Origin of the sequence: Bacillus salitolerans (genome assembly GCF_042680805.1) — a bacterium.
GTDB lineage: Bacteria > Bacillota > Bacilli > Bacillales > SA4 > Bacillus_CJ > Bacillus_CJ salitolerans.
Genome location: NZ_JBHUEM010000060.1, coordinates 45943 through 67984, shown reverse-complemented (window position 1 = coordinate 67984; position 22042 = coordinate 45943). Strand labels below are relative to the sequence as shown.

16 protein-coding genes are annotated in these 22042 nt (G+C 36.9%); 5 read left to right on the top strand and 11 right to left on the bottom strand.

The genetic code is table 11. The features are described from left to right. Positions 1-5: 5 nt before the first annotated feature. The gene (locus ACFSCX_RS25540; RefSeq protein WP_377931098.1) at positions 6-668 is read left to right on the top strand and encodes a GDSL-type esterase/lipase family protein; all 663 of its coding nucleotides are present in this window, start codon (positions 6-8) and stop codon (positions 666-668) included. Between the two features lie 764 nt (positions 669-1432). Here the strand turns inward: ACFSCX_RS25540 and ACFSCX_RS25535 are convergent. The 3 genes from ACFSCX_RS25535 to ACFSCX_RS25525 form a co-directional block, all read right to left on the bottom strand. Then, positions 1433-3262: an ABC transporter ATP-binding protein gene (locus ACFSCX_RS25535; RefSeq protein WP_377931097.1), complete on the bottom strand. Its 1830-nt coding sequence runs from the start codon at positions 3260-3262 to the stop codon at positions 1433-1435. Then, positions 3243-4982: an ABC transporter ATP-binding protein gene (locus ACFSCX_RS25530; RefSeq protein ID WP_377931096.1), complete on the bottom strand. Its 1740-nt coding sequence runs from the start codon at positions 4980-4982 to the stop codon at positions 3243-3245. The genes ACFSCX_RS25535 and ACFSCX_RS25530 overlap by 20 nt, the downstream gene beginning before the upstream one ends. Before the next feature lie 222 nt (positions 4983-5204). Next, positions 5205-6266, bottom strand: coding sequence for a PQQ-dependent sugar dehydrogenase (locus tag ACFSCX_RS25525; RefSeq protein WP_377931095.1), 1062 nt, complete (start codon positions 6264-6266; stop codon positions 5205-5207). A gap of 420 nt (positions 6267-6686) precedes the next feature. Between ACFSCX_RS25525 and ACFSCX_RS25520 the strand changes: the two genes are divergently transcribed. Both ACFSCX_RS25520 and ACFSCX_RS25515 read left to right on the top strand, forming a co-directional pair. Further along, positions 6687-7178, top strand: coding sequence for a hypothetical protein (locus tag ACFSCX_RS25520; RefSeq protein WP_377931094.1), 492 nt, complete (start codon positions 6687-6689; stop codon positions 7176-7178). 101 nt (positions 7179-7279) lie between these two features. Further along, a complete protein-coding gene (locus ACFSCX_RS25515) occupies positions 7280-7819 on the top strand; it encodes a hypothetical protein (RefSeq protein WP_377931093.1) in 540 nt (179 codons plus the stop codon). Between the two features lie 307 nt (positions 7820-8126). Here the strand turns inward: ACFSCX_RS25515 and ACFSCX_RS25510 are convergent, their stop codons facing one another. Further along, a complete protein-coding gene (locus ACFSCX_RS25510) occupies positions 8127-11036 on the bottom strand; it encodes a bifunctional diguanylate cyclase/phosphodiesterase (RefSeq protein ID WP_377931092.1) in 2910 nt (969 codons plus the stop codon). A 190-nt stretch (positions 11037-11226) separates the two neighbouring features. Here ACFSCX_RS25510 and ACFSCX_RS25505 point away from each other — a divergent pair, with 190 nt between their 5' ends. Continuing rightward, on the top strand, positions 11227-11796 hold the full coding sequence (locus ACFSCX_RS25505) for a DJ-1/PfpI family protein (RefSeq protein ID WP_377931091.1): 570 nt from the start codon (positions 11227-11229) through the stop codon (positions 11794-11796). A gap of 131 nt (positions 11797-11927) precedes the next feature. Here the strand turns inward: ACFSCX_RS25505 and ACFSCX_RS25500 are convergent, their stop codons facing one another. The 3 genes from ACFSCX_RS25500 to ACFSCX_RS25490 form a co-directional block, all read right to left on the bottom strand. Then, positions 11928-13622 (bottom strand): M3 family oligoendopeptidase, encoded by a 1695-nt coding sequence (locus ACFSCX_RS25500; RefSeq protein WP_377931090.1) that lies wholly within the window; start codon positions 13620-13622, stop codon positions 11928-11930. Between the two features lie 323 nt (positions 13623-13945). Continuing rightward, positions 13946-15787 carry a sensor histidine kinase gene (locus ACFSCX_RS25495; protein WP_377931089.1) on the bottom strand — a complete coding sequence of 614 codons (1842 nt, stop codon included), beginning with the start codon at positions 15785-15787 and terminating at the stop codon, positions 13946-13948. A gap of 24 nt (positions 15788-15811) precedes the next feature. After that, a complete protein-coding gene (locus ACFSCX_RS25490; protein ID WP_377931088.1) occupies positions 15812-16810 on the bottom strand; it encodes a BMP family ABC transporter substrate-binding protein in 999 nt (332 codons plus the stop codon). A gap of 226 nt (positions 16811-17036) precedes the next feature. Between ACFSCX_RS25490 and ACFSCX_RS25485 the strand changes: the two genes are divergently transcribed. Next, positions 17037-17255 carry a hypothetical protein gene (locus ACFSCX_RS25485; RefSeq protein WP_377931087.1) on the top strand — a complete coding sequence of 73 codons (219 nt, stop codon included), beginning with the start codon at positions 17037-17039 and terminating at the stop codon, positions 17253-17255. A gap of 509 nt (positions 17256-17764) precedes the next feature. On the opposite strand, the gene qoxD is transcribed toward ACFSCX_RS25485, so the two are convergent. Genes qoxD through qoxA form a run of 4 tightly spaced genes read right to left on the bottom strand, consistent with a single transcriptional unit; the run spans position 17765 to position 21642 of the window. Then, the gene (gene qoxD, locus ACFSCX_RS25480) at positions 17765-18067 is read right to left on the bottom strand and encodes a cytochrome aa3 quinol oxidase subunit IV (RefSeq protein WP_377931086.1); all 303 of its coding nucleotides are present in this window, start codon (positions 18065-18067) and stop codon (positions 17765-17767) included. Continuing rightward, positions 18068-18673: a cytochrome aa3 quinol oxidase subunit III gene (gene qoxC / locus ACFSCX_RS25475; protein WP_377931085.1), complete on the bottom strand. Its 606-nt coding sequence runs from the start codon at positions 18671-18673 to the stop codon at positions 18068-18070. It lies immediately after the preceding gene. Next, the gene (qoxB, locus tag ACFSCX_RS25470) at positions 18663-20639 is read right to left on the bottom strand and encodes a cytochrome aa3 quinol oxidase subunit I (protein WP_377931084.1); all 1977 of its coding nucleotides are present in this window, start codon (positions 20637-20639) and stop codon (positions 18663-18665) included. The genes qoxC and qoxB overlap by 11 nt, the downstream gene beginning before the upstream one ends. Next, the gene (gene qoxA / locus ACFSCX_RS25465; RefSeq protein ID WP_377931083.1) at positions 20629-21642 is read right to left on the bottom strand and encodes a cytochrome aa3 quinol oxidase subunit II; all 1014 of its coding nucleotides are present in this window, start codon (positions 21640-21642) and stop codon (positions 20629-20631) included. Before qoxA ends, qoxB begins: the two co-directional genes overlap by 11 nt. Positions 21643-22042: the final 400 nt, after the last annotated feature.

Below are 22042 nucleotides of genomic sequence, written 5' to 3'. Positions count from 1 at the left end.
CATACATGTTTCAGGAAAATGGAGCACTTGAGTACATTGCAATTGGAGACTCATTAACTGTGGGTGTGGGAATACCACTATTTGAGAGTGGATTTGTAGAAATGTACAAATATTATGCACAAAAGCACATGCAAAAACGAGTCGTGATCCATAAATATGCCCAAACGGGCGCCACTACCGGTGAAGTAATCGACATATTAAATAGCACATGTGTACAGCAATCTGTGAAGAAAGCTGATATGATTACAATCACAGCCGGTGGGAATGACATGATCGATGCAGCAAAACGGTATTTATTAGAGGAGAATAAAGAAATCCTTGTCGCTGCTTTAAAGACTAGCATTCAAAACTTACACACGATGGTTCGAACAGTAGATCAGTTTATTCAGGAATGTGAGGGCCCATTTATCGTACGAATATCAAACCTTTATAATCCTTTTCCACACGAACGATTAATGGATAAATGGATAAATGTCTATAACCATGAATTGCAAAAAATAACGTCTCATCCAACTATCAAAGTAGTAGATCTCTACTCTATATTTAAAAATAATGAAACAGAATTACTTTCAAACGATGGTATTCATCCGAACAAAAAAGGGTACGAAATGATTGCGTCTACACTCGATCAATTAAGCTATGAGCCCTTAACTAGACTTGATGATTAGACTTCGCTTAGAACGAAGAATAGAATTTTTTTAGAATTGCTTGTACCAGGTCCATGAGCAGTGTGTAATTATGTTTTATGTTAGGAAAATACCAATTATTTAACTGAAAAAGGGTTACTTTTTTGGACTTTGTAGAATTTTACTTATGAACAGAATCACAATAGAAAAAAAATACGTTCAGACCATTAAAAGCATGGTCTTTTTTATCATTTTAGAAGTTTACCAGCAACTTCATTCACTTTATCATCAACTCCTTGAAATTTATCAGCAACTTTCCGATTTTATCATCAACTTTTCATATTTATCATCAACTTTTTATGTTATCAGCAACTTTGCTAATATTATCAGCAGCTTCAAAGCATTTATCAGCAACTAACCTGATTTTATCATCAACTTTTTGGTTTACGGAAACATCTAGGTTTATGATTACCGCTCAATTGTAGAAAGACTTGTTGATCCTTTTTTTCCCAGGTGAGCTATATTCATTTATATGATTAGAGCGCACACAAGTTTTTTCAGGCAGCTCCCTACTTGAAGAATGATAATATGTTCTTTCATTTACGTGAAACATATCATCATATTGTATTAGCGAACAAAAGGCCCAGGGCTGAGTAAATTTCCTAAATAAGAAACAAGGCGCTTTTCCCCTTGTACTCATTTCGGAACATCTGAGCTGGATTCCAAGTCACTAGCCCATTCCCTAGCTGAAAACTATTATACTTCTTAATAATTCAAAGAAAACAGATACCATTTTGGTACCTGTTTTACATAACATCTTCTTCTAGCTGGCTATTATATAGGTCATAATAGAATCCGTGCTCGTTTAGTAGAGATTGATGAGAGCCTTGTTCAATAATCTCTCCGTCCTTTAATACAAGAATGACATCTGCACTTTGAATGGTATTTAGACGGTGAGCGATTACAAAACTTGTTCTTCCCTTCATTAGCCGTCCCAGCGCTTCTTGAATTTTCAGCTCGGTAATTGTATCAATACTACTTGTTGCTTCATCTAAAATTAAGATAGATGGATTTGCTAGAATCGCTCGGGCAATTGATAGAAGCTGTCGCTGACCTTGACTTATGCCTGAGCCATCCTGTTTTAGAACCGTGTCGTATGAGCTAGAAAGCTTCCGAATAAACGAATCAGCATTTGCAAGCTTAGCTGCTTCCTCCACCTCTTCATCTGTAGCATTCAACCGCCCATATCGAATATTCTCCCTGATGGTTCCTTCAAATAGATAAGAATCTTGTAAAACAAATCCCATCTGCTGACGCAAACTTTCTCTTCTAATCTTTGAAATGTCTTTGCCATCTATCGAGATTGTCCCGCTATCGACATTATAAAATCTCGATAGTAGATTGATAACAGTCGTTTTTCCAGCTCCAGTCGGACCTACTAATGCAACAGTTTCTCCGGGTGACACATGGAAGCTAAGCCCGCTTACAGTATCCTCCCCATCCTCATAGGAGAAGGATACACCCTTAAATTCTACCTCTCCCTTTACTTCAAGAATATCTTCGGCATCTGATTCATCATGCTCTTCCTTTTGTTCATCAAGAATTTCAAAAACACGCTCTGCTCCAGCCACAGCTGATAATAGTGTATTGAACTGGTTAGCCAACTCATTTAAAGGTCTTGTAAACTGTCTAGCATACTCGGCAAAAATGACAATGGTCCCAATTGTAATCATCCCATTTAAGGCAAATATACCTCCAATACCAGCAATAATCGCAAAGCTTAAATTGTTTAGAACGTTCATTAATTTAGGAATAAAACCAGAAATTGTTTGAGCCCAGAATGCGGAGCCTTTTAGACGTTCACTCTTCTCTAAAAATTCAGCAATCACCTTATCTTCCTGCGAAAACGTTTTGACAATTCGCTGACCTGAAATGGTTTCTTCAATAAAGCCGTTTAAATCACCTAGATTCCGCTGTGTTTCTTTAAACAGTCTCCCCGTTCTTTTCGTAATCCACTTTAATCCAAGGAACATAGCCGGCACAATGGTAAGTGTGATAAGCGTTAACAATGGACTTAGCCACAGCATCACCACAACAGTTCCTACTAATGTGAGGATACTAGAGAAAATTTGAATAACCGAGCTATTCAGAGTAGAGCTCACATTTTCCATATCATTTGTAACCCGACTCATTAATTCTCCGTGCTGTCTCTTATCAAAAAAGGGAATGGGTACTTTGTGAAGCTGATGGAACAATTGATTACGCATGGTATACACGGTCTCTTGCGCAATTCCAACCATCCATATATTTTGAAGCCACAAGGAGATCGAATAGAACAAGTAAACAGCTGCTAAGCTAGCTAATAAAAAAATCAGCCCGTTCTCATCACCTGTTACAATATAGTCATCAATCCCTACCCCAATTAGGAATGGTCCTAGTAAGCCTAAACCGGAGCTGATGAGTACCATGAACATAACAAGTGCAAGTAACCCTTTCCTGACTCCAAGATAGTGCCATATTCGATAAATGGTAGACTTCCAATTTTTCGCTTTTTGCTTCTTTTTGACCTCGCTTGGTAGTTCTTTATCGATTGGTAATTTCTTGTACTTAAATGGCTTAGTCAACTGATCTAGCATGATGAACCTCCTCTTTAAATTGTGATTCAAAGATTTTTTGGTAAAGTGGAGATTCCCTCAGAAGGGATTCATGGTTCCCCTTTGCAATTAATTTTCCATCCTCTAACAGGAAAATCTTGTCTGCTTCTAGGGCAGTATTAATTTTCTGTGTGATAATGAGCGTTGTACAGGAATAACGCTTCAATGCGTTTAAAAGCTTCCCTTCTGTTTTTAAATCTAAAGCACTTGTACTATCATCTAATAGTAGAATCTTCGGTTTTCTTACAAGCGCTCTTGCAATAGAGAGACGCTGTTTTTGTCCACCTGATAAATTGACACCCTTTTGACCTAAGATTGCCTCAAATTTCAAAGGTAATTTTTCTATGGTTTCATAGATTTGTGCATCTTTTGCTGCTTGAATCATTTCCTCCATTGTTGCATCCTCTTTACCCCATGCGATATTCTGCTTGACAGATCCAGTGAAAAGAAGGGCTTCTTGTGGCACGTAACCGATTTTTCTCCTCACATCCTTCATTTTCATCGAAGAAATGTCTTGGTCATCTAGTAACACTTTTCCTTTCGTTACATCATATAGGCGAGGTATTAACTGAAAAAGTGAGGTTTTACCAGAGCCAGTTGCCCCTAAAATCGCAACCGTCTCCCCCGGTTCTATTATAAAAGAAATGTCTTCAAGTACAGGCGCTTTTGTTCCTGGATACTGAAACGATACATGCTGAAACTCTATTTTCCCTGCCTCGATTCTAGCCGATTTATCAATGTCAACAGAATCTATTAAATCTATATCTGTAACTAACACCTCTTCAATTCGATTTGCCGAAGCTCTCGCCCTAGAAAATGCCATGACGATAAAAGAAAAAATCGATAGGGCCATCGTGATTCTCATTGCATAATTCACAATTGCGACTACTTCTCCTACCTTTGCATCACCAGATTGAACTTCAAAGCTACCAAACCATAAAACAGCAATAATACTAAGGTTCATCACTAATAATAAAATCGGCATCGTCGTTTCCATTAAACGAAAGGCTGAAACGGTTTTCTCCATTAGTTGTTCGTTCGTTCGATTAAACCGGTTCACTTCAAAGTTTCTTCTCATAAACGCTCGAATGAGGCGCATCGCCATTAGATTTTCCCTCATCACACTGTTAACCTTATCGAGACGTTCTTGTACAGACCTGAAAAGCCCCCATCCTTTCCCCATTACCCAGACGAGGAAAACAAATAAAATAGGGACTGTTACAACTAACATAAGGCCAAGCTTCACATCTACAATTAGTGCCATCACGACTCCACCAATGATTAAAAGCGGAGCGCGTAGCATAATTCGAAGACTCATAAATACCGTATTTTGAATTTGTGTCACATCATTTGTAAGTCTAGTAATCAAAGAAGAGGTTGGAAACAGATTAAAGTTTGCAAAAGAAAATGATTGGATTTTCTTGAACAAAGCTTCCCTTAAGTCATAACCATAGCTTTGACTAATGTGAGATGCATAAAACGAATTTGTCACTCCTGACAAAAACGCAAGTAGCGATAGACCAACCATCACGCCTCCCCACACTAATACGACAGAAAAATCCTCTTTAAGAATACCGTCATCGATTATTTTGGCCATTAATAACGGTAAAAGTAAATCCACAATGAGCTCCGTTAACATTAGAGAAAGAGCAATAACGACCGGAATTCGATATGGATTTAAATACGCAAGCACTTTTTTCATTTTTGGATCCTCCATACATGATGTTCATTCGTTTATGTAAAGTCATTCAAAATCATTTAGTAAACCGAAAATCTTGAATTTTCTATAATCTCTATTTTACATCGTTTTATCATTTTTTTAAATAAACAGGTACCTTTTATTTACTATTTCAACAAAAATTGCCTTACTCAGAAACCATCCTATAAACAAATAAAAATAAAACGATACTACATCGTAGCATCGTTATTCTAACTTCACCTTAAGTAAATGATCATCATCCTCGTCAGGTACACCCCTTCCGTCTGTATTGTTCGTAATGATATATAAGTCTTTACCAACGACCAATAGATCTCTAATCCTTCCAATATCTTCATACAGTGGGAACGATTCATTTTCACGTAAATCAAATACCCTTATTTGTTGCCCTGCTAATCCTGCAACTAGTAACCTTCCTTCTTGATAAGCTAAGCCTGAAGGTGCCCATGTGTCCTCTCCTGAATGGAAAATTGGAACTAACATCCCTTCCCTCTGTTCGTCTCCTTGTACAAGTGGCCATCCATAATTTTGCCCAGGTAAGATTCGGTTTATTTCATCATGTCCCTCTGCTCCATGTTCAGCGGAATACATCTCTCCAGCTTCAGTCCATGCAAATCCTTGAGGATTCCGATGACCAAATGAATAGATATAAGAATTCTCAAACGGATTATTTTCTGGGATTGTTCCATCTAAGTTCATCCGAATAATCTTTCCAGCTAATGAATTCAGCTGTTGTGCACTGTCTGGATTTGCTGCATCACCAACAGATGCATACAGTTTTTGATCAGGGCCGATTTCGATTCTTCCTCCATTATGAATTCTTGCACCAGGTAAGTCAGAGAGTAGAACGCTCTCTTCAATCCAAGTGGATCCTTCCTTCTTTACTTTTACAATTTGATTATTAATATTTCCATTATCCTGATACGTATAATAAATGTAGGCAAGAGCATTCTTTTGATAATCTGGATGTAAGATAAAACCTAGTAGGCCACCCTCTCCATATTCAGCGACATCCTTACTTAGCTCTAAAGACATATTCGTCTTATTTCCTTTACGATCAATATGAACAATGGTTCCACCTCGTTCACTTACAAAGTACTCCTCGCCAGTCTTTACAATATCCCATGGTACGACAAGATTTGATGCAATAATTTCAGCATTCTGAATGGGAACTTCTCGGATTGGGAGTGTGACTTCGTGAATCTCATCCGTGGAACGAGAACACCCTATTAAAAGCACAATTAAGATATAGACTAAAGTCCTTCTCATGTTTTCACCTTCTCATTAGTAATGACTATTACCAATATACCCCATATTCTATTAAAACTAATCCATTAATTTATCCCGCTCTAACTGGCGCTAATACCCCCTCTTCAAAACTTTAGAAAATTTGAGGACGGTTAAGTGGGGATTAACATGAGAATTCAAGAAGTTGTTTTGTGCTCAAATGACCTTGAATAACTATTTATCTTTTATCAAGAGGAATTAGATATGAAGTGTGTACGAATTGAACCAAACCTTATAAAGGTGCATCTTGATGAACCTTATTTTGAATTTACGCCCTCCATAGAATTAACAAAATGAGTTAGAGCCGACTTGTCCTTCGTCATGCATGAATACTTTTATAGCAGGCGGGAATAGTGAATATTATGGATTTCTCCTAGACTACTATATAAGGAGAGAGTGCGATTGAACGAGAAAGTTTTCACTCCTAAAACAACCGGGGTATTAAGTATTATGTCGATGGTGTATGTAATCGTCCTAATGGCTGGTACGATTCTTAACATCTACAAGGATGATGGTCTTGAAAATTGGTTTATGTTTCTTAAAGTAAGCTCACTTTACATTCTTGCTTGTTCGATTCTATTTTTCGCCATCAAAAGTCAACGAATCATTTTGAACAATGATGAGATTACGTTAAAACAATTAGGACTCACTAGGCACAAGATTCAATACAGGCATATAGAGCAAGTTAGGAAAGGAAAAATGAATGGTTCACCGATAATGGAAATTGAAACAAGAGTAAATGGTTGTCAAAAAGTTTCACCAATGCCGTTTCTACCATTTGAAACGGATTGGAAGGATATTATTCGGAAGCTGCAGGAAGAGTGCGGGAAAGAGGTAGTTGGAGAAATGACCATAAGACGTGCAAAAGGGGAGCTACGTACTTGGAAGGAGTGATTTCCTCTGTAAATTTTTTCCTAACTTTTAAGCGATGAAAGGATTCTCTCTGACCATGTCGAATACACTTACAATAGACATACAGAAGGGAGTGAGCCTTCATGGAAAAGAAAAAGTTTGTTGCACACTCAAATCCAGAGGACAAATTCGGTGGCTTGTTAAGCTTCGGTAGTAGGGATATAATTCTCCCACAGGATGCGATTATTTCCATTACACTTGGTGAGCAATTCACCACTTGGAAAACGGTTGTGAATGCCATAGTGAGCCAATTTGTCATGAAACAAATGAAGAAATCTGAAGGACTATTGTACGCAGAACTAAAGGGACATTTAACAGAAGGGTACGGACTAACCATGTCAGTATGGGACAGCAAGTCAATGGTTCCATTTAGAGACAAGGGTCCCCATAAATTTGCAATGAGGTTCTTCAGTTGGGTTTTTTACGGCGGAAAATCACAAGCCTACTTTCTTACTTATAAAGCAAATGGAAGCATTCCTTCAATCGAGGAAGCTTATACACTTGTTAAAAAATATGGAAAGCACTATAACGGAGGTAAGCTAGAACGTAGCGCAAAGAAGCCGATATTTGGTGATCACATTCCCCCTAGAGAGGAATCATCAAAAACAATAGTCCGCTTTTAACCATTCAACCAATATCTCAGCTACTGCCTTTTATCCCGCTATAAGTAGCGATAAGACCCCCACTTCAAAATTTATGAAGATTTAATTGTGGGATAAACGCCAGTTAGAACCGGATAATAGGAGCACAGACTAATATCGCCACACCCTGTGGCAACGTCTATGAGACCCACATCGTGCGAGTCTCATTTAACAATCATTTGAGGATGAAGAAAACCCCACTGATTGAAGTTTCACTTTATTTTATGACTATCAAATGATCGTTTACTAAACAAAACAAGCAGAAGCTTATAAAGCCTCTGCTTGTTTTTTAGTGTAGGTGTACCTCTTCATGACTAGATAGTTCCCTTTCAAACAGCCCTTCTATCTCTAGTTTTGGAAGAGGTTTACTAAAAATATATCCTTGTAATTGGTCACAATGGATTCTTTCTAAGATCTCTTTTTGTGAAAGTGTTTCAACACCTTCTGCAATTACTATCATACCTAAACTATGAGCAACCTCAATCAGTGCCTTAACGATGGTAATATCATCCTCATCATGCTCCATTTCCTGTATGAAGGACCGATCAATTTTTAACACATCAACAGGAAGCTTCTTCAAATAATTGAGTGACGAATACCCCGTTCCAAAATCATCAAGAGCAAGCTCCACACCAATTGTTTTTAATTGGTCTAACTTTGTAATTACTTGTTCCGGCTGTGACATTGCCACACTTTCTGTAATTTCAAGCTTTAAATATCGTGGCTCAAGCCCGCTCTCTGCTAAAGATGTCTTTACTAAATGGATAAGATTACTGTGTAAAAATTGACTCATTGAGATATTGACGGATATGTTAACCGGTTTATAGCCAGCTTCCTGCCATGACTTTGCGTCTTCGCAAGCTTTTTGCAAAATCCATTCCCCAATTCTAATAATGAGTCCAGATTCTTCTGCTACTGGAATGAAGTCAGCAGGAGAGATAAATCCTAACTCTGGATGAATCCAACGGACAAGAGTTTCTACCCCCTTTAAATTTCCAGTCAATAAATCAATTTGTGGCTGATAATACAAAAATAGTTGATCCCGTTCGATTGCATAGCGTAATTCTCTTTCTATTTCGACCTTTGATAGAACTTGTTTGATAATTTCCTCATTATAAAATTGATAATTATTCTTCCCTTTTTCCTTCGCATAGTTCATCGCCATACTTGCATTCTTAATAATGGTATGGATGTCTTTTCCATCCTCTGGGTACATGCTTATTCCTATGCTTGCAGTAAGGAAATACTCATTTTCCTTTAATGTATAAGGTAGCGAAAGCGAGTGAATCGTCTGTTTCGCTATATACTCCGGCTCTATGTGGCTTGTAATCCCAGGCATGAGAATGATAAATTCATCTCCGCTTTGTCTTGAAATGATAAACTCTTTCCCCTCACAAATGTCCTTAATCCTTCTCGATACTTCAATTAGAAGCAAATCCCCCGATTCATGTCCAAGTGTATCGTTTATGATTTTAAACCGATCTAAATCAAGAAATATAATTCCAATTTTTTGATTCATTGGCCCCTTTGCCACTATTTCCTCAAACTTAGTCATTAAATATGTACGATTATACAAGTGTGTCAGTTGATCATAGTGTGCAAGGAATTCAAGGTTTTTTTGGGCTGAAAGGACCTCATGAAACATATCCCGTAATTTTTTTTCTGTTTTTTTAAAGTTTCTAACGATATTATCAACTTCTTTGATCATCATAGTTGGCCAATTAATTTTAACATCTTGAGAAATCTTAGCTGGAAGGTTATCAGTTAAATCCGACACTTTTCTAAAAGACTGCTGTATCCAGTTACTAACTAAATAAGACAATACTAAAGCAACACCTGAGAAAAATATTGCAACTAGAAACAACTTGATAAAACGAGTGTACAATATATGGGCAAACTCTTGATTTGGCAATTTGATATATAGAGCATATGGAACTTCACCGTCTAGTCGTTTAAATTGACTATACCCAGAGTTAGCCCATACATCTGGATTCCTTACTCCACCCTCAATTGGCATCACTTTCCACTCCTGAAAATAAGACTCCGATTTTGACAATGTAATAGGTTCCATGATTTCTTGTTGTTTATCATTAGTTGCAACTACACGATTTTCTCGATCCACGATTGTGATCTGCATCTTGTCCATTTTGGTAGCCTGTATCGCCTTTAAAAAAGTGATTGGTTTAAGAACACCCACTACATAAAGGGTTGAATATATATTTTTTTCAACTGGAACTGTTAAGGTAACAACAGGCTCTGAATATGGTTCTGCTGCTAGAAAAACGTCAGAAAGATAGGGCTGTTTAGACCTTTTGGTACGCTCTGAAAAGCTATATAACGGATCAATTTTATAGTCTTTTAATTCATATAGCTGGTTTTTTAAAATAATTTGGTTGTTTTGATTACTTACATATAAAACCTTGAAATCTGGAAAGGTATCTTGCATGAGCATTAGATCGGTTGTAAGTAATTCTCCCCGTTCATGATTTTTCACTCGATTGGCAATTCCATTTATTGCTGTTAAATGGTTCTGATAATCTTGAACAATTCTAGCAGAAAGGCGCTCTGAAACTTCTTCTATTTGGTTCTGGATTGCATTTTCTGTTTCTCTAAACTCTATTTTACTTAAACTTATAAGTGAATAAACGACAGGTATTAGGAAAAATATTAATAGCAAATTTAAAATAATGGTTTGAAGAGAGACTCTTCGTTTTGATGGAAAAAGTCCAGAAAACTCTACAAGGATTATGATTATATGAGCTATTGCTACATTTAATAAAGTATTAATTCCTTGCTTTAATAAAACAAGAACCGTTGTAATCCAATCAAAATCAGTAAGAATATAATTAAATATGATATAAAACGGAACACCTATTATGAAATAGTAAGTAATGGCTCCAAAAATAAGACTTCTTTTATACTTATGATAAGCAACAGCGACAAAAACGGCTTCCATCGTATACCATAGGAACCCAAATGGAGTACCCCATAGATAGACTGTACATAAGCCAGTTAAAGTAGCCGCAATTACGGATGTTCTTATACCAAAATATTGAATCATAATATAAATAAAAATGGAGCCAAACACAATATGAATCCCTAAAAATAATTCGATTTTTACTATATTCCCTATTACAGCCAGAATAAATAATGCAAGTAAACTAGTAACTTCTATGGTGTTCCTTCTTTTTAGTGGCATATAGGAAATCCCCCGGACTGACATTATTTTACCGCTTTCGACAATTCTATTTTAATATAGAAAGATTCCCCTATTATTTGCAGACTATTAATTTTTTGTAAAGATAATTAAACTTTACATTACATTTGCTATTTACAAATTTTTCAAATATTATAAATCTATTAAATTTGGATAATAGTAGGTGAACAGGATGAAAAAGGTATTATTATTTGTCTATGATACATTTGCGGAATTCGAGATTTCAATTTTAGCAACTTGCCTTAGTAGTACAGAGTTTTCTCTCATAACATTTTCTCAAAAGGAAAAGGGAACACCGATTAAATCTGAGGGGAAATTTAACATCGTCGCAGATCGAACACTTGAAGAAGTAAATCCAATTGAATATGAAGCTCTTATTATTCCAGGAGGTACACCCTCCTATTTATTAAATGATGAGAGACTTATAAATATCGTTCGGGCTTTCTATAGGGAAAACAAACTGATTGCAGCGATTTGTGGTGGACCAGTTTTATTAGGGGTCGCAGGAATATTGGATGAAGTGAAATATACATCATCTATCACCATGTCTGATGATGAATACAAAGATTACATGAACTGGACGAATGCACAGGAGCAAGTTCTTGTTAAAGATCAAAATATTATTACATCCACGGGCTCTAATTACGTAGCATTCGCTGAAGAAGTCTTGCGCTCTCTCGGCTGTATATCAGCCGATGAAAAAGATCCACTTCTGTACTTTAGGGTACCTTCAATGGGATAATTGAGCAAAAGGCTCTGAAGCTGGATTCCAAGTCACTAGCCCATTCTTTTGCTGAAAACTTTCATACTTCCTAAAAAAATTCAAAAATCCCCTGCTAGGCTAGGCTGGCAGGGGATTTACTTTATGAAATTCTACAATGCTTTATCGTCCACACTATTTAACCACTCATCGATCACGCCTACTACAGATTGAACACAACCGTCTTCAAATGGAGAAAGTAGGTTAGCTTCCTTCACAATATCAGTAAAGGACTTTGAACCACCGATGCTACAAATGTGCAAGTAATCATTCCATGCTGCTTCTTTTTCTTCTCTTGAACGCTTCCAAAATTGAAATGCACAAATTTGAGCCAAAGTATAATCAATATAATAGAAAGCCGTATTGTATATATGGCTCTGTCTTTGCCAGAAACCACCGTTTTCTAAATACTTATTTCCATCATAGTCTCTTTGTGGGAGATATTTCCTTTCAACATTACTCCAAGCTTGCTTACGCTCTTGTGGAGTTACATCTGGATTTTCATACACAAAGTGCTGGAATTCATCTACTGCTACACCATATGGTAAAAAGAGCAGGGCATCACTTAAATGAGAGAATTTATATTTATCTGTCTCTTCTTTAAAGAAGTATTCCATCCATGGCCACGTAAAAAACTCCATACTCATAGAATGTATCTCGCAAGCCTCATATGTTGGGAAGTAGTATTCTGGTACCTCATAATTTCTGCTAGAATACACTTGGAATGCATGGCCCGCTTCATGGGTTAATACATCAATATCCCCTGATGTGCCATTAAAGTTTGAAAAAATATAAGGTGAGCCATAGTTCGCTAATATTGAGCAGTACCCTCCACTTGCTTTCCCTTTCTTCGCCTCAAGATCCATTAAGTTATTTTTAATCATATACGTGAAGAACTCATGCGTTTCTGGAGAAAGTTCTTCATACATTTTTTTCCCATTTTCGATAATCCATTCCGGACTACCTTTTGGAGTAGCATTTCCCGTTTGAAACTTAAAAGCTTCATCATAGAATTTAAGTGCATCTACCCCAATACGTTCACGTTGCCTTTCATAGAGCTTTGATGCAAGTGGGACGATGAATTGATGCACTTGATCACGGAAGGTCTTTACCATATCGGCATTATAATCCGTTCGAGCTAATCGTAAATAAGCAAGCTCAACAAAGTTAGAGAACCCTAACTTTTTAGCGATCATCGTACGAACCTTCACTAGCTTATCATAAATCTCATCAAACTTATCCTCATGCTCTTTAAAGAATCCAAATCGGGCTTCATTTGCTTCTTTACGGACATTACGATCCTTTGATTCTACATATGGTGTTAATTGGGCTAACGTTCTTTCTTCTCCATCAAATAGGATTTTCGCTGAAGCAACTAGTTTCGTATACTCTGAAGCTAATTTGTTTTCTTGCTGTAAATCTTCAACAATTTCATCAGAGAATGTTTTTAATTGAGCCTCAGCAAGTGAAAATAATTGTTTTCCCCACTTGTCTTCAAGCTGATTACGAAACTTTGAATCTACAAGTGCCTTGTAAAACTTTGTCGTCATACCTTGCATAACTGGCTGAAATTCATCCATATAATCTTGTTCAGCTTGATAAAATTCATCTGTTGTATCAATGGTATGTCGAATCGAACAGAGATTGAACATAGTATCTACATCATTTCTCAGCCTGCTTATCTCTTTCATCGCCTCATTTTGTGCCTCAAACGATTCTGCATTTGCAAAGTTAAGTAATAATGCATTAAACTGTGATTCTACTTCTTCCCTTACAGGACGTCTATATTCATAGTCTTGAAACTTCATGTTCTCTTCCCCCTTTTCCTTGTTCATTAGGTATTCTACCCATGGATAAAGTATTCCTCTTCCCTTCCAAAAACTTTATAATACAGAAACACTGGTTGCACCATATCATAGAATACGAGGGAACAAGGCTCAAGGCGCCCCGTTTAGCCTCAGGCAGAGCAAATGTTCCTAAATGAGGAAAAAGGGTGCTTTTTCCTTTTTTCTCATTTTAGGGTTATTTGACCCTCGAGTGGCTGGGTGCTGCAGCTTGGATTCCAGGTTACTTGCCCATTCACTGGCGGAAAACTTTTTTATACGTTTAATCAAAAAGAAAAGTGCAACTGTTATACAGTTACACTTTTTTCAATCCTATTCAATGAAGCTCCTGCCTCAGTTGTTGGTATCGCATCTTTTAATGGCAACGAAATGATGAACGTTGTACCCGTTTCAGAAGAATCGATTAATTCAATATCACCATTATGATTCTCAATGATTCTTTGAACAATGGTTAAACCAAGTCCAGTTCCCTCTTCCTTTGAGCTTGAAAATGGTTCAAATATTCTTTGCTTCATATAATCAGGAATACCTGGACCATCATCCTGTAGGGTAATTTTATAATAACCGTTGTTAATTTTTGAAGAAATGATAATGTTACCATTATCACCGATCGCCTCAATGCTATTTCGAATCAGATTGTGGAAGACTTGCTTCATTTGTTTGGAATCAACGAGAACCGGCTCTCTTATCAAAGAGACTGATAACGTTATGTCGCCCCCTTCAATACACTGTTGTATTAATGGTAAAAATTCCTGAACAATATCTTCCATATACCTTTCTTTTAATATGGGTGCCCCAGGCTTTGCTTGTAAAAGCATCTCTTCGATAATTAAATTAATCCTGTCTATTTCCTTCATCAATAAAGGAAATTGAAATCGTTCTTTTTCTTGTTCAGAAAGAGATTGATTCATTAAGGAGATGAACCCATGGATTACAGCCAATGGATTTCGGATTTCATGTGCAGCGCCTGCTGCAATTTCACCAACTAATGCCAACTTCTCTGATTGATGCATTCTTTCCTCTAATTCTTCTGTTTCTGTAATGTTAACAAAATGCATAATTCTACCAATGACATTTCCCTGACTATCCACTAAAAAGGATTGTGAAACTAATAATGTAAATATCCCTCGCTCAGATGTAAAAGTAACCTTTATGTTGTTACATATTTGTTTTGAAGATAGAATCCTCCAAAACGCCTTGTTTTCTTCATCCTCATCCTTTAGTAGAAGGTCCTCTATTTCAAGCAAACATTTAGCCGTACTATTTAAAGAATAAGTACCAGTTTGATCATTATACGTTATAATTCCTACCGGTAATGAATTTAAAATTTGTTCACGATACATTTTATCCATCATAATTGTATGGAACGAGTCCTTCAATCTTAACGACATTTGATTAATCGAATGAGTTAGGTATTGTAATTCTACTTGAGTTCTTTCGTTTATCGTTAAACCATAATCCCCATTTGCAATTTGATCCACTTTCTTCGTCATCGCTTCAATCGGACGAGTGATACTTGCACTTATTCGAAAAGAAAAAAAGATGGAAAGAATAATGGAAGATACGGTCAATAATAAAAGTAACCATAGTGAATGTTGTATAATCTCGGAAAATCTGTCAGCTCTTGTTGATAAAAAACCAAATGATGCTTCCTTTCTATCGACAATATCCTGCTTCAATTGTTCCAATTTCGGAAGATAGGTCGCTTCAATATACTCCTTTGCCGCTAGCTTATCATCGAATTCGACAAGTCCTTGAACATTATTCACGATTAAAAAGTCTAATAGTGCAACTTGTCTTTTTACATCTTCTAACGTTTCCGGAACCTTTCCATGAATATGCGCAAATTCGTTATCATCAGTTGATTTATATGTATCAGAGAAGTTACAACAAAGATCATTATCTATATAATTTTGGACCATGAATTTTTTTATCGTTAGTTCTTCTTCCCAATGCGATAACCAAATGAGCTCAGGTATACTCGTATCCTGGATGCTCTCGCTAACAGTGTTGATTTTCTCAATATCATGAACAAGGAACAGGGAATAACTAGTTAATATAACAGTGATCATTAGGAGGACTGTTACGATCTTACTTCGGAACGACATATTTTTTTGAATTCGATTCATTAACTTCCCCCCCTAATCTACTTTTTAAAAGGACAATTCCCCATCGTAGAACTTTTGAATTTCATGATGAATATACTGTTTCTCATCCTCTGAAAACATGGGACCAAATGGTGCTAGCTTGTACACCCCATCCTTCTCATTCAACACCACGGTGCCAGATGGAATACCTACCTTACTAAAATGGTCATTCATAATGGCTACATAAACCTGTGACACATCATTTAAAACACTTGTTAAAACGATGTCCTTTGCCATATATGATTGATCATCCAGATATCCTATGACAAAGATGTTCTTCTTTTTTGCATAATCAATGACATTGCGATTAAACCCATTTCCTTTCGAGTAGATGACGTCCACTCCTTGACTAATAAATCGGTCCATGATTTCAATCGCTTTTTCGCCATTATCACGACTTCCGACATAGTCATATAAAAGAGTAACTTCTGGCTTATAGTGCAATAACCCTAACTCAAAGCCTCCCAGCTTTTCTTCATTTGGAATAGAATCAATAACCCCAACTGTATTGGCTTTTGTCTTGAGAGCTGCAGACAATCCAGCAAAATACTCAATATTTACTTGATCAAATGTATAAACAGTTTGGTTGTCGTGTATGGCTTTTCCATGAACGGTCACAAACTGAATAGAAGGATAGTTTGGTGCCATTTCTGTAAAGACACCCGAAAATTCCCTTCCATGTCCAATAATGACACTTGAATCATTTTGAATGGCCTCTATCACCTTTTCCTTCATCAATTTTTTTGTATTCACTTCACTATAAAGGCTTACACGAACCGGGAACTGTTCTTCTATCATTAACTTTCCCTTGTAAGCTAAGCTTCCCCAGCTTTGATCCACAATGACATCTGATGTAAGAATTGATATCGTGTTTTCCTCGGCTGTACCATCAAAAATGGCTTCATTTAAAATTACCTTCGTTTTTATAGCCAGTATTATGATAAGTGTAAAAACAACAATCATCGAAACGATTAATATGAGTCTAAGCTGTTTGGACTGTTGCATATGATTCACCTTCTACCTTTGTTCTCTTCCCTTACAATCGTATACAGCTTTAATTATACAGAAGTTATGGAGTTTTTTCTTCATATAAATAAAGAATTTACTGCCAATTTCGACATTTTTTTCATTCGTCCCATATATCAAGAATAAAAATAGGCTTTATTCTACCCGAAAAAAGTTTGACAAATTTGTGAACGAAGTTAAAATTATTAGTAAGGAGATGGTACGTATGAATAATAAACAACTAAGTACAATAAAGCTAGTAACATCACTCGGATTTATTTTAGGTTTCTTAGCTGTTCTCATGGGTTTTATTGGTAACGGTATCAATCATGACTACTTTTTCGCGATCGGTCTAGGCATCATGATATCTTCCATCTTAACGTTCGGATTTTTCCTATTTATTTCTTCAATGGAAGAAGTTAGTGGTAACCGGCAACGAATATAGACCAAACAAAACACACTACTATATATTTAGGTTACACGGATAAAGAAAAATAAAAGGACCACCCATATAAACTACGTTTTATATGGGTGGTCCTTTTACTATTTATTAGTAGAAACAATGAAATTATATCCTTAATCAAAGCGTCACTGCTGTTATTGCAATAATGCTGACACATCCCACAACACTCATTGATTCTAATTCAACTTTTTTTGAACAAAAGGCTCAGGGCGTCCCGTTTAGCCTAGGACAGAGCAAATGTTCTGTCATGAAAAAAAGGGTGGTTTTCCCTTATATTCATGACAGGTTATTTGACCAAGGAAAAAATGATTTTTCTTTTTCCCTCGAGTAGGATGAAATGGCAAAAATCGTCGTCATTTCATCTTGGCTGGGTGCTAGAGCTGGATTTAGCCGTAACATTGTATAAACTAAACAACAGATCTTTCTTAACTTTTAAAAAAAACAGCCCAATTCTAAATTGGACTGTTTACAGCAAAATCTTTTTATATTTATTAGTGTGCAGCATGCCCTGATGATAAGACCCAAATGGAGCCAAGCACGATTACAATGGCACAAAATACACCATACGCTATATTAATAATTTGCGTCTTATTGTCCTCTCCTTCATTTACGTGCATGAACATGAATAGCTGTAAACCTGCTTGAATAACAGCTAAAGTACCAATAATCCACATCACAATCGTGAAGGATAAATTCGTCTTAATGGCAACCCAAGCTGCCACAAACGTTAACGCTAACGAAAGGGCAAAGCCGAAAACATGACTTATCGGAAAACGTTTCACATTTTTCTCCATTTACCCCACCAATCCTTTCAAATACACGAAAGTAAAGATAAAGATCCACACTACATCTAAAAAGTGCCAGTAAAGACCGATAATAAATGTCTTACGAGCTGTTACTGGGGTTAATCCTCGTTTTAGTAACTGAATAATAATCATCGTCGCCCAGCCTATCCCTAGGGCAACGTGCGCTCCGTGAGTCCCAAGTAATACAAAGAAACTAGATAGGAAGGCACTTGTTTGCATCGTTGCACCAAGGTGTACATAATGGTTAAATTCCATTATTTCCATATATAGAAACCCTACCCCTAAAAGGAGCGTGATGATGAGCCACGTGATAAGGCCTTTCACATTATTTCGGCGCATTTCAAATATGGCAACACCACATGTAAAGCTACTTGTTAACAGTAGAATCGTTTGAATCATCACTTCTTTGATCATGATTAAGTCTTTCGGCTCTGGCCCCCCTGCATAATTCCCTCCTAGTACTCCATATACAGCGAAGAGTGTTGCAAAAAGGACAATTTCCGCTCCTAAGAAAATCCAGAAACCAAGAATATTCATGCGGCTTTGCTCAGATTGATATTCTAAAGGTAAAGAGGTATTTAAACTAGCTGACATGATTGTGCACCTCTCCTTCACCATTTCTCCACGTACTCTCTTGCTTATTAATTTCTTTAACACTTACATAGTATCCGTCGTTGTAATCGAACGAACGAACGATTAATCCCGCAATAATTCCAATTCCGGCAATGAGTGCAGAAATGTGTGCCTCAAAGACTAAGAAGAAACCAGCTATCCCAAATACAACACACATGATAAAAGGCAACCCTGAATTACTAGGCATGTGAATCTTTTCAATCTCACTCTCTTTAAGAGTTAAACCTTCATTGTTCTTTTTCATAGACCAGAATGCATCAATAGATTTTACTTCTGGAAGCTTCGCAAAATTATAGAATTGAACGGGTGAAGCAGTTGCCCATTCAAGTGTTCTTGCATCCCATGGATCACTTGAGATGTTCCGGTCTGCATATCGAATACTCCAGTAAATGTTGTAACAGAATGCTGCAAAGCCTGCTGCTAATACAACAGAACCAATCGCTGACAACAAGAATAAATCAGAGAATCCAGCTTCCACAGAATACGTGTGAGCACGTCTTGTCGCCCCGCTCAATCCTAAGAAGAACATTGGCATAAAGGTTACATTAAAACCTATCACAAATAACCAGAAGTGCCATTTACCGATTTTTTCATTTAACATAAAACCGAACATCTTCGGCCACCAGTAGTAAAGTCCAGCAAATACAGCGAACACAACACCAGGAATTAATACATAGTGGAAGTGAGCGACTAAGAATAATGTATTGTGGTATTGATAGTCAGCTGCTCCCATTGCTAGCATAACGCCTGTTACTCCCCCAATAACGAAACATGGGATGAAGGCTAATGCCCAAAGCATTGCATTTGTCATCCTTATACGACCTTTTCGCATCGTAAACAGCCAATTAAACATCTTCACACCAGTTGGTACCGCAATAGCCATCGTTGTAATGGAGAAGAACGAGTTAACCGCTGGTCCTGAACCCATTGTATAGAAATGGTGAACCCAAACTATCATACTTAAGAAGGCAATTCCAACAATCGCATAAACCATTGATTTATATCCGTATAAAGATTTTCTTGAAAATGTTGCAATCACCTCTGAGAAAATACCGAAAGCAGGTAATGCAACAATGTATACTTCAGGATGTCCCCATAACCAGAATAGGTTCGCCCAGAGCATATCACTACCTCCACCAGATAACGTGAAGAAATGAGTACCATATAAACGGTCAAATGTCATTAACGCAAGTGCTACTGTAAAGATTGGGAACGCAGCAACGATAATAACCGACGTAATCAACGTTGTCCAAGTGAACATCGGCATTTTCATAAGTGTCATACCTTTTGTTTTCATTTTTAATATTGTTACGATAAAGTTAATACCTGTCATTAGGGTACCAATACCTGCAATCTGAAGTGCAACGGCATAATAGTTGTTCGCAATTCCTGGACTAAATTCCTTACCTGCAAGTGGGAAATAGGACGTCCAGCCAGCATCAGGTGAACCACCAATGACAAACGAAACATTGAATAACATCGCTCCGCTAAAGAATAACCAAAAGCTTAAAGCATTTAATTGCGGAAAAGCTACGTCTCTTGCTCCAATTTGCAATGGAACGATAACATTCATTAATCCAATCAAGAATGGCATCGCCATGAATAAGATCATAATAACGCCGTGTGTTGTAAAGATTTCATTATAGTGCTGTGATGATAGGAATTCCATCTCTGGTCTTGAAGTTTGATATTTCATCAAAAGACCATCCATCCCACCACGGAAAAACATGAGGATGGCAGCAATAATATACATAATCCCAATCCGTTTATGATCGACGGTAGTTAGCCATTCAGTCCATAGCCACTTCCATTTTTTCAAGTACGTTATTCCAGCAATTAAACCAATCATTGTTAAGACGATTGAAATTTGTGCTCCTAGAATTAATGGATCGCCTGTAATGAGTACATCATCCCATCTAATGCCCATGGTGCTGGTCACCCCCATCTTTGTCTTCTACATTATGTTGTTGTTCCACATGATCGTCATGTTGTTTATCATCTTGACTTGTATTATTTTTGTAATTATCTTCTTCTTCAAAGGTCTTTCCTTGATAACCGTGGTACCTATAAAGCTCAGGATTCGTATATGTTTTCGAATCTCTTTTGGCATGGTTCACCCATACGAGGTGTGTACCCGTAAATGTTAAACGTCCTAGGTGTGTTGGCTTTAACAGTTCTTCATATTTACTCTCTGTTAGTGTTGGTGCAGTTTTCTTAACATCTATAATCCATTTCTCAAAATCTTCTTGTGTTTGTGCTAACACTTCGAATTCCATATCGGTGTACCCGCGCCCATTAAAGTTTGAATTACGTCCAAAATAAGAACCCGGATTATCGGCAATTAAATACATTTGAGTTTCCATTTTACCCATTGCGTACTTCTGACCACCTAACGCCGGAACCCAGAATGATTGCATCGTACTCGCAGAAGTTAGCTTAAAATCAATTGGTGTATCTTCCGGTATATTCACATAATTAACTGTTTCTATTCCTTGATCGGGATAACTAAAAATCCATTTCCAATCAGCTGCAGTTACATGAATGGTAATCGGCTCTTTATTTTCATAACCATTTGGCACATCGTCAAGATCATATAATGTTGTAACGGTTGGTATCGTTAACGCAATGACGATTAGAATTGGTATTCCAGTCCAAATGATTTCTAAAAGCGTACTCCCGTGTTCTTCAGGTGGTTCATAATCCATATTTTCTGGCTTTTCACGATATTTCCAAACAATGTACCCGAACAGACCAAATACAACGACAACAACTAATAACATCCAAAAAAGTGACCAGTTTATAAGCTCAGTAATACTCCTTGCTACAGGGCCTTCTGGTTCAAATACAACCATATTCGTTTCACAACCAGTTAATAAGAAAAGCCCCATGAGTGCGGTAAAAAATACAAACTTGAGTTTCATATTTCTCATCTCCTTAAGAGAGTAATATTGATTTCCTTTCATTTGTGAGTAGCAGGAAAAAGTTTGTTCAATATTTCACAAAATAGTCAAATATTGTTCACTTCTTCACAAACTTTTATAAATAATATAGCTTGCTACTCCCTGTTCACAAGCTTTTTTACAATATTCGGTTCTTTTTTATCCTAGATGAATCATCCTGTAAGTGAATAATATCACACCTTCAAAAGAAAGGCTGTGACAGAAATGAGAAAAGAATGTGACAGAAAAATGGCGATTCGAAACTCCTTGTTGGAAACAATCACATCGAAAAATGTTTAGGCTTTTTCATCAATTTTGAGGCTAATCCATTGATCACTAAAACACAAAAACCACAGTTTCCTCTGAACTGTGGTTTCCATCCTACATCATT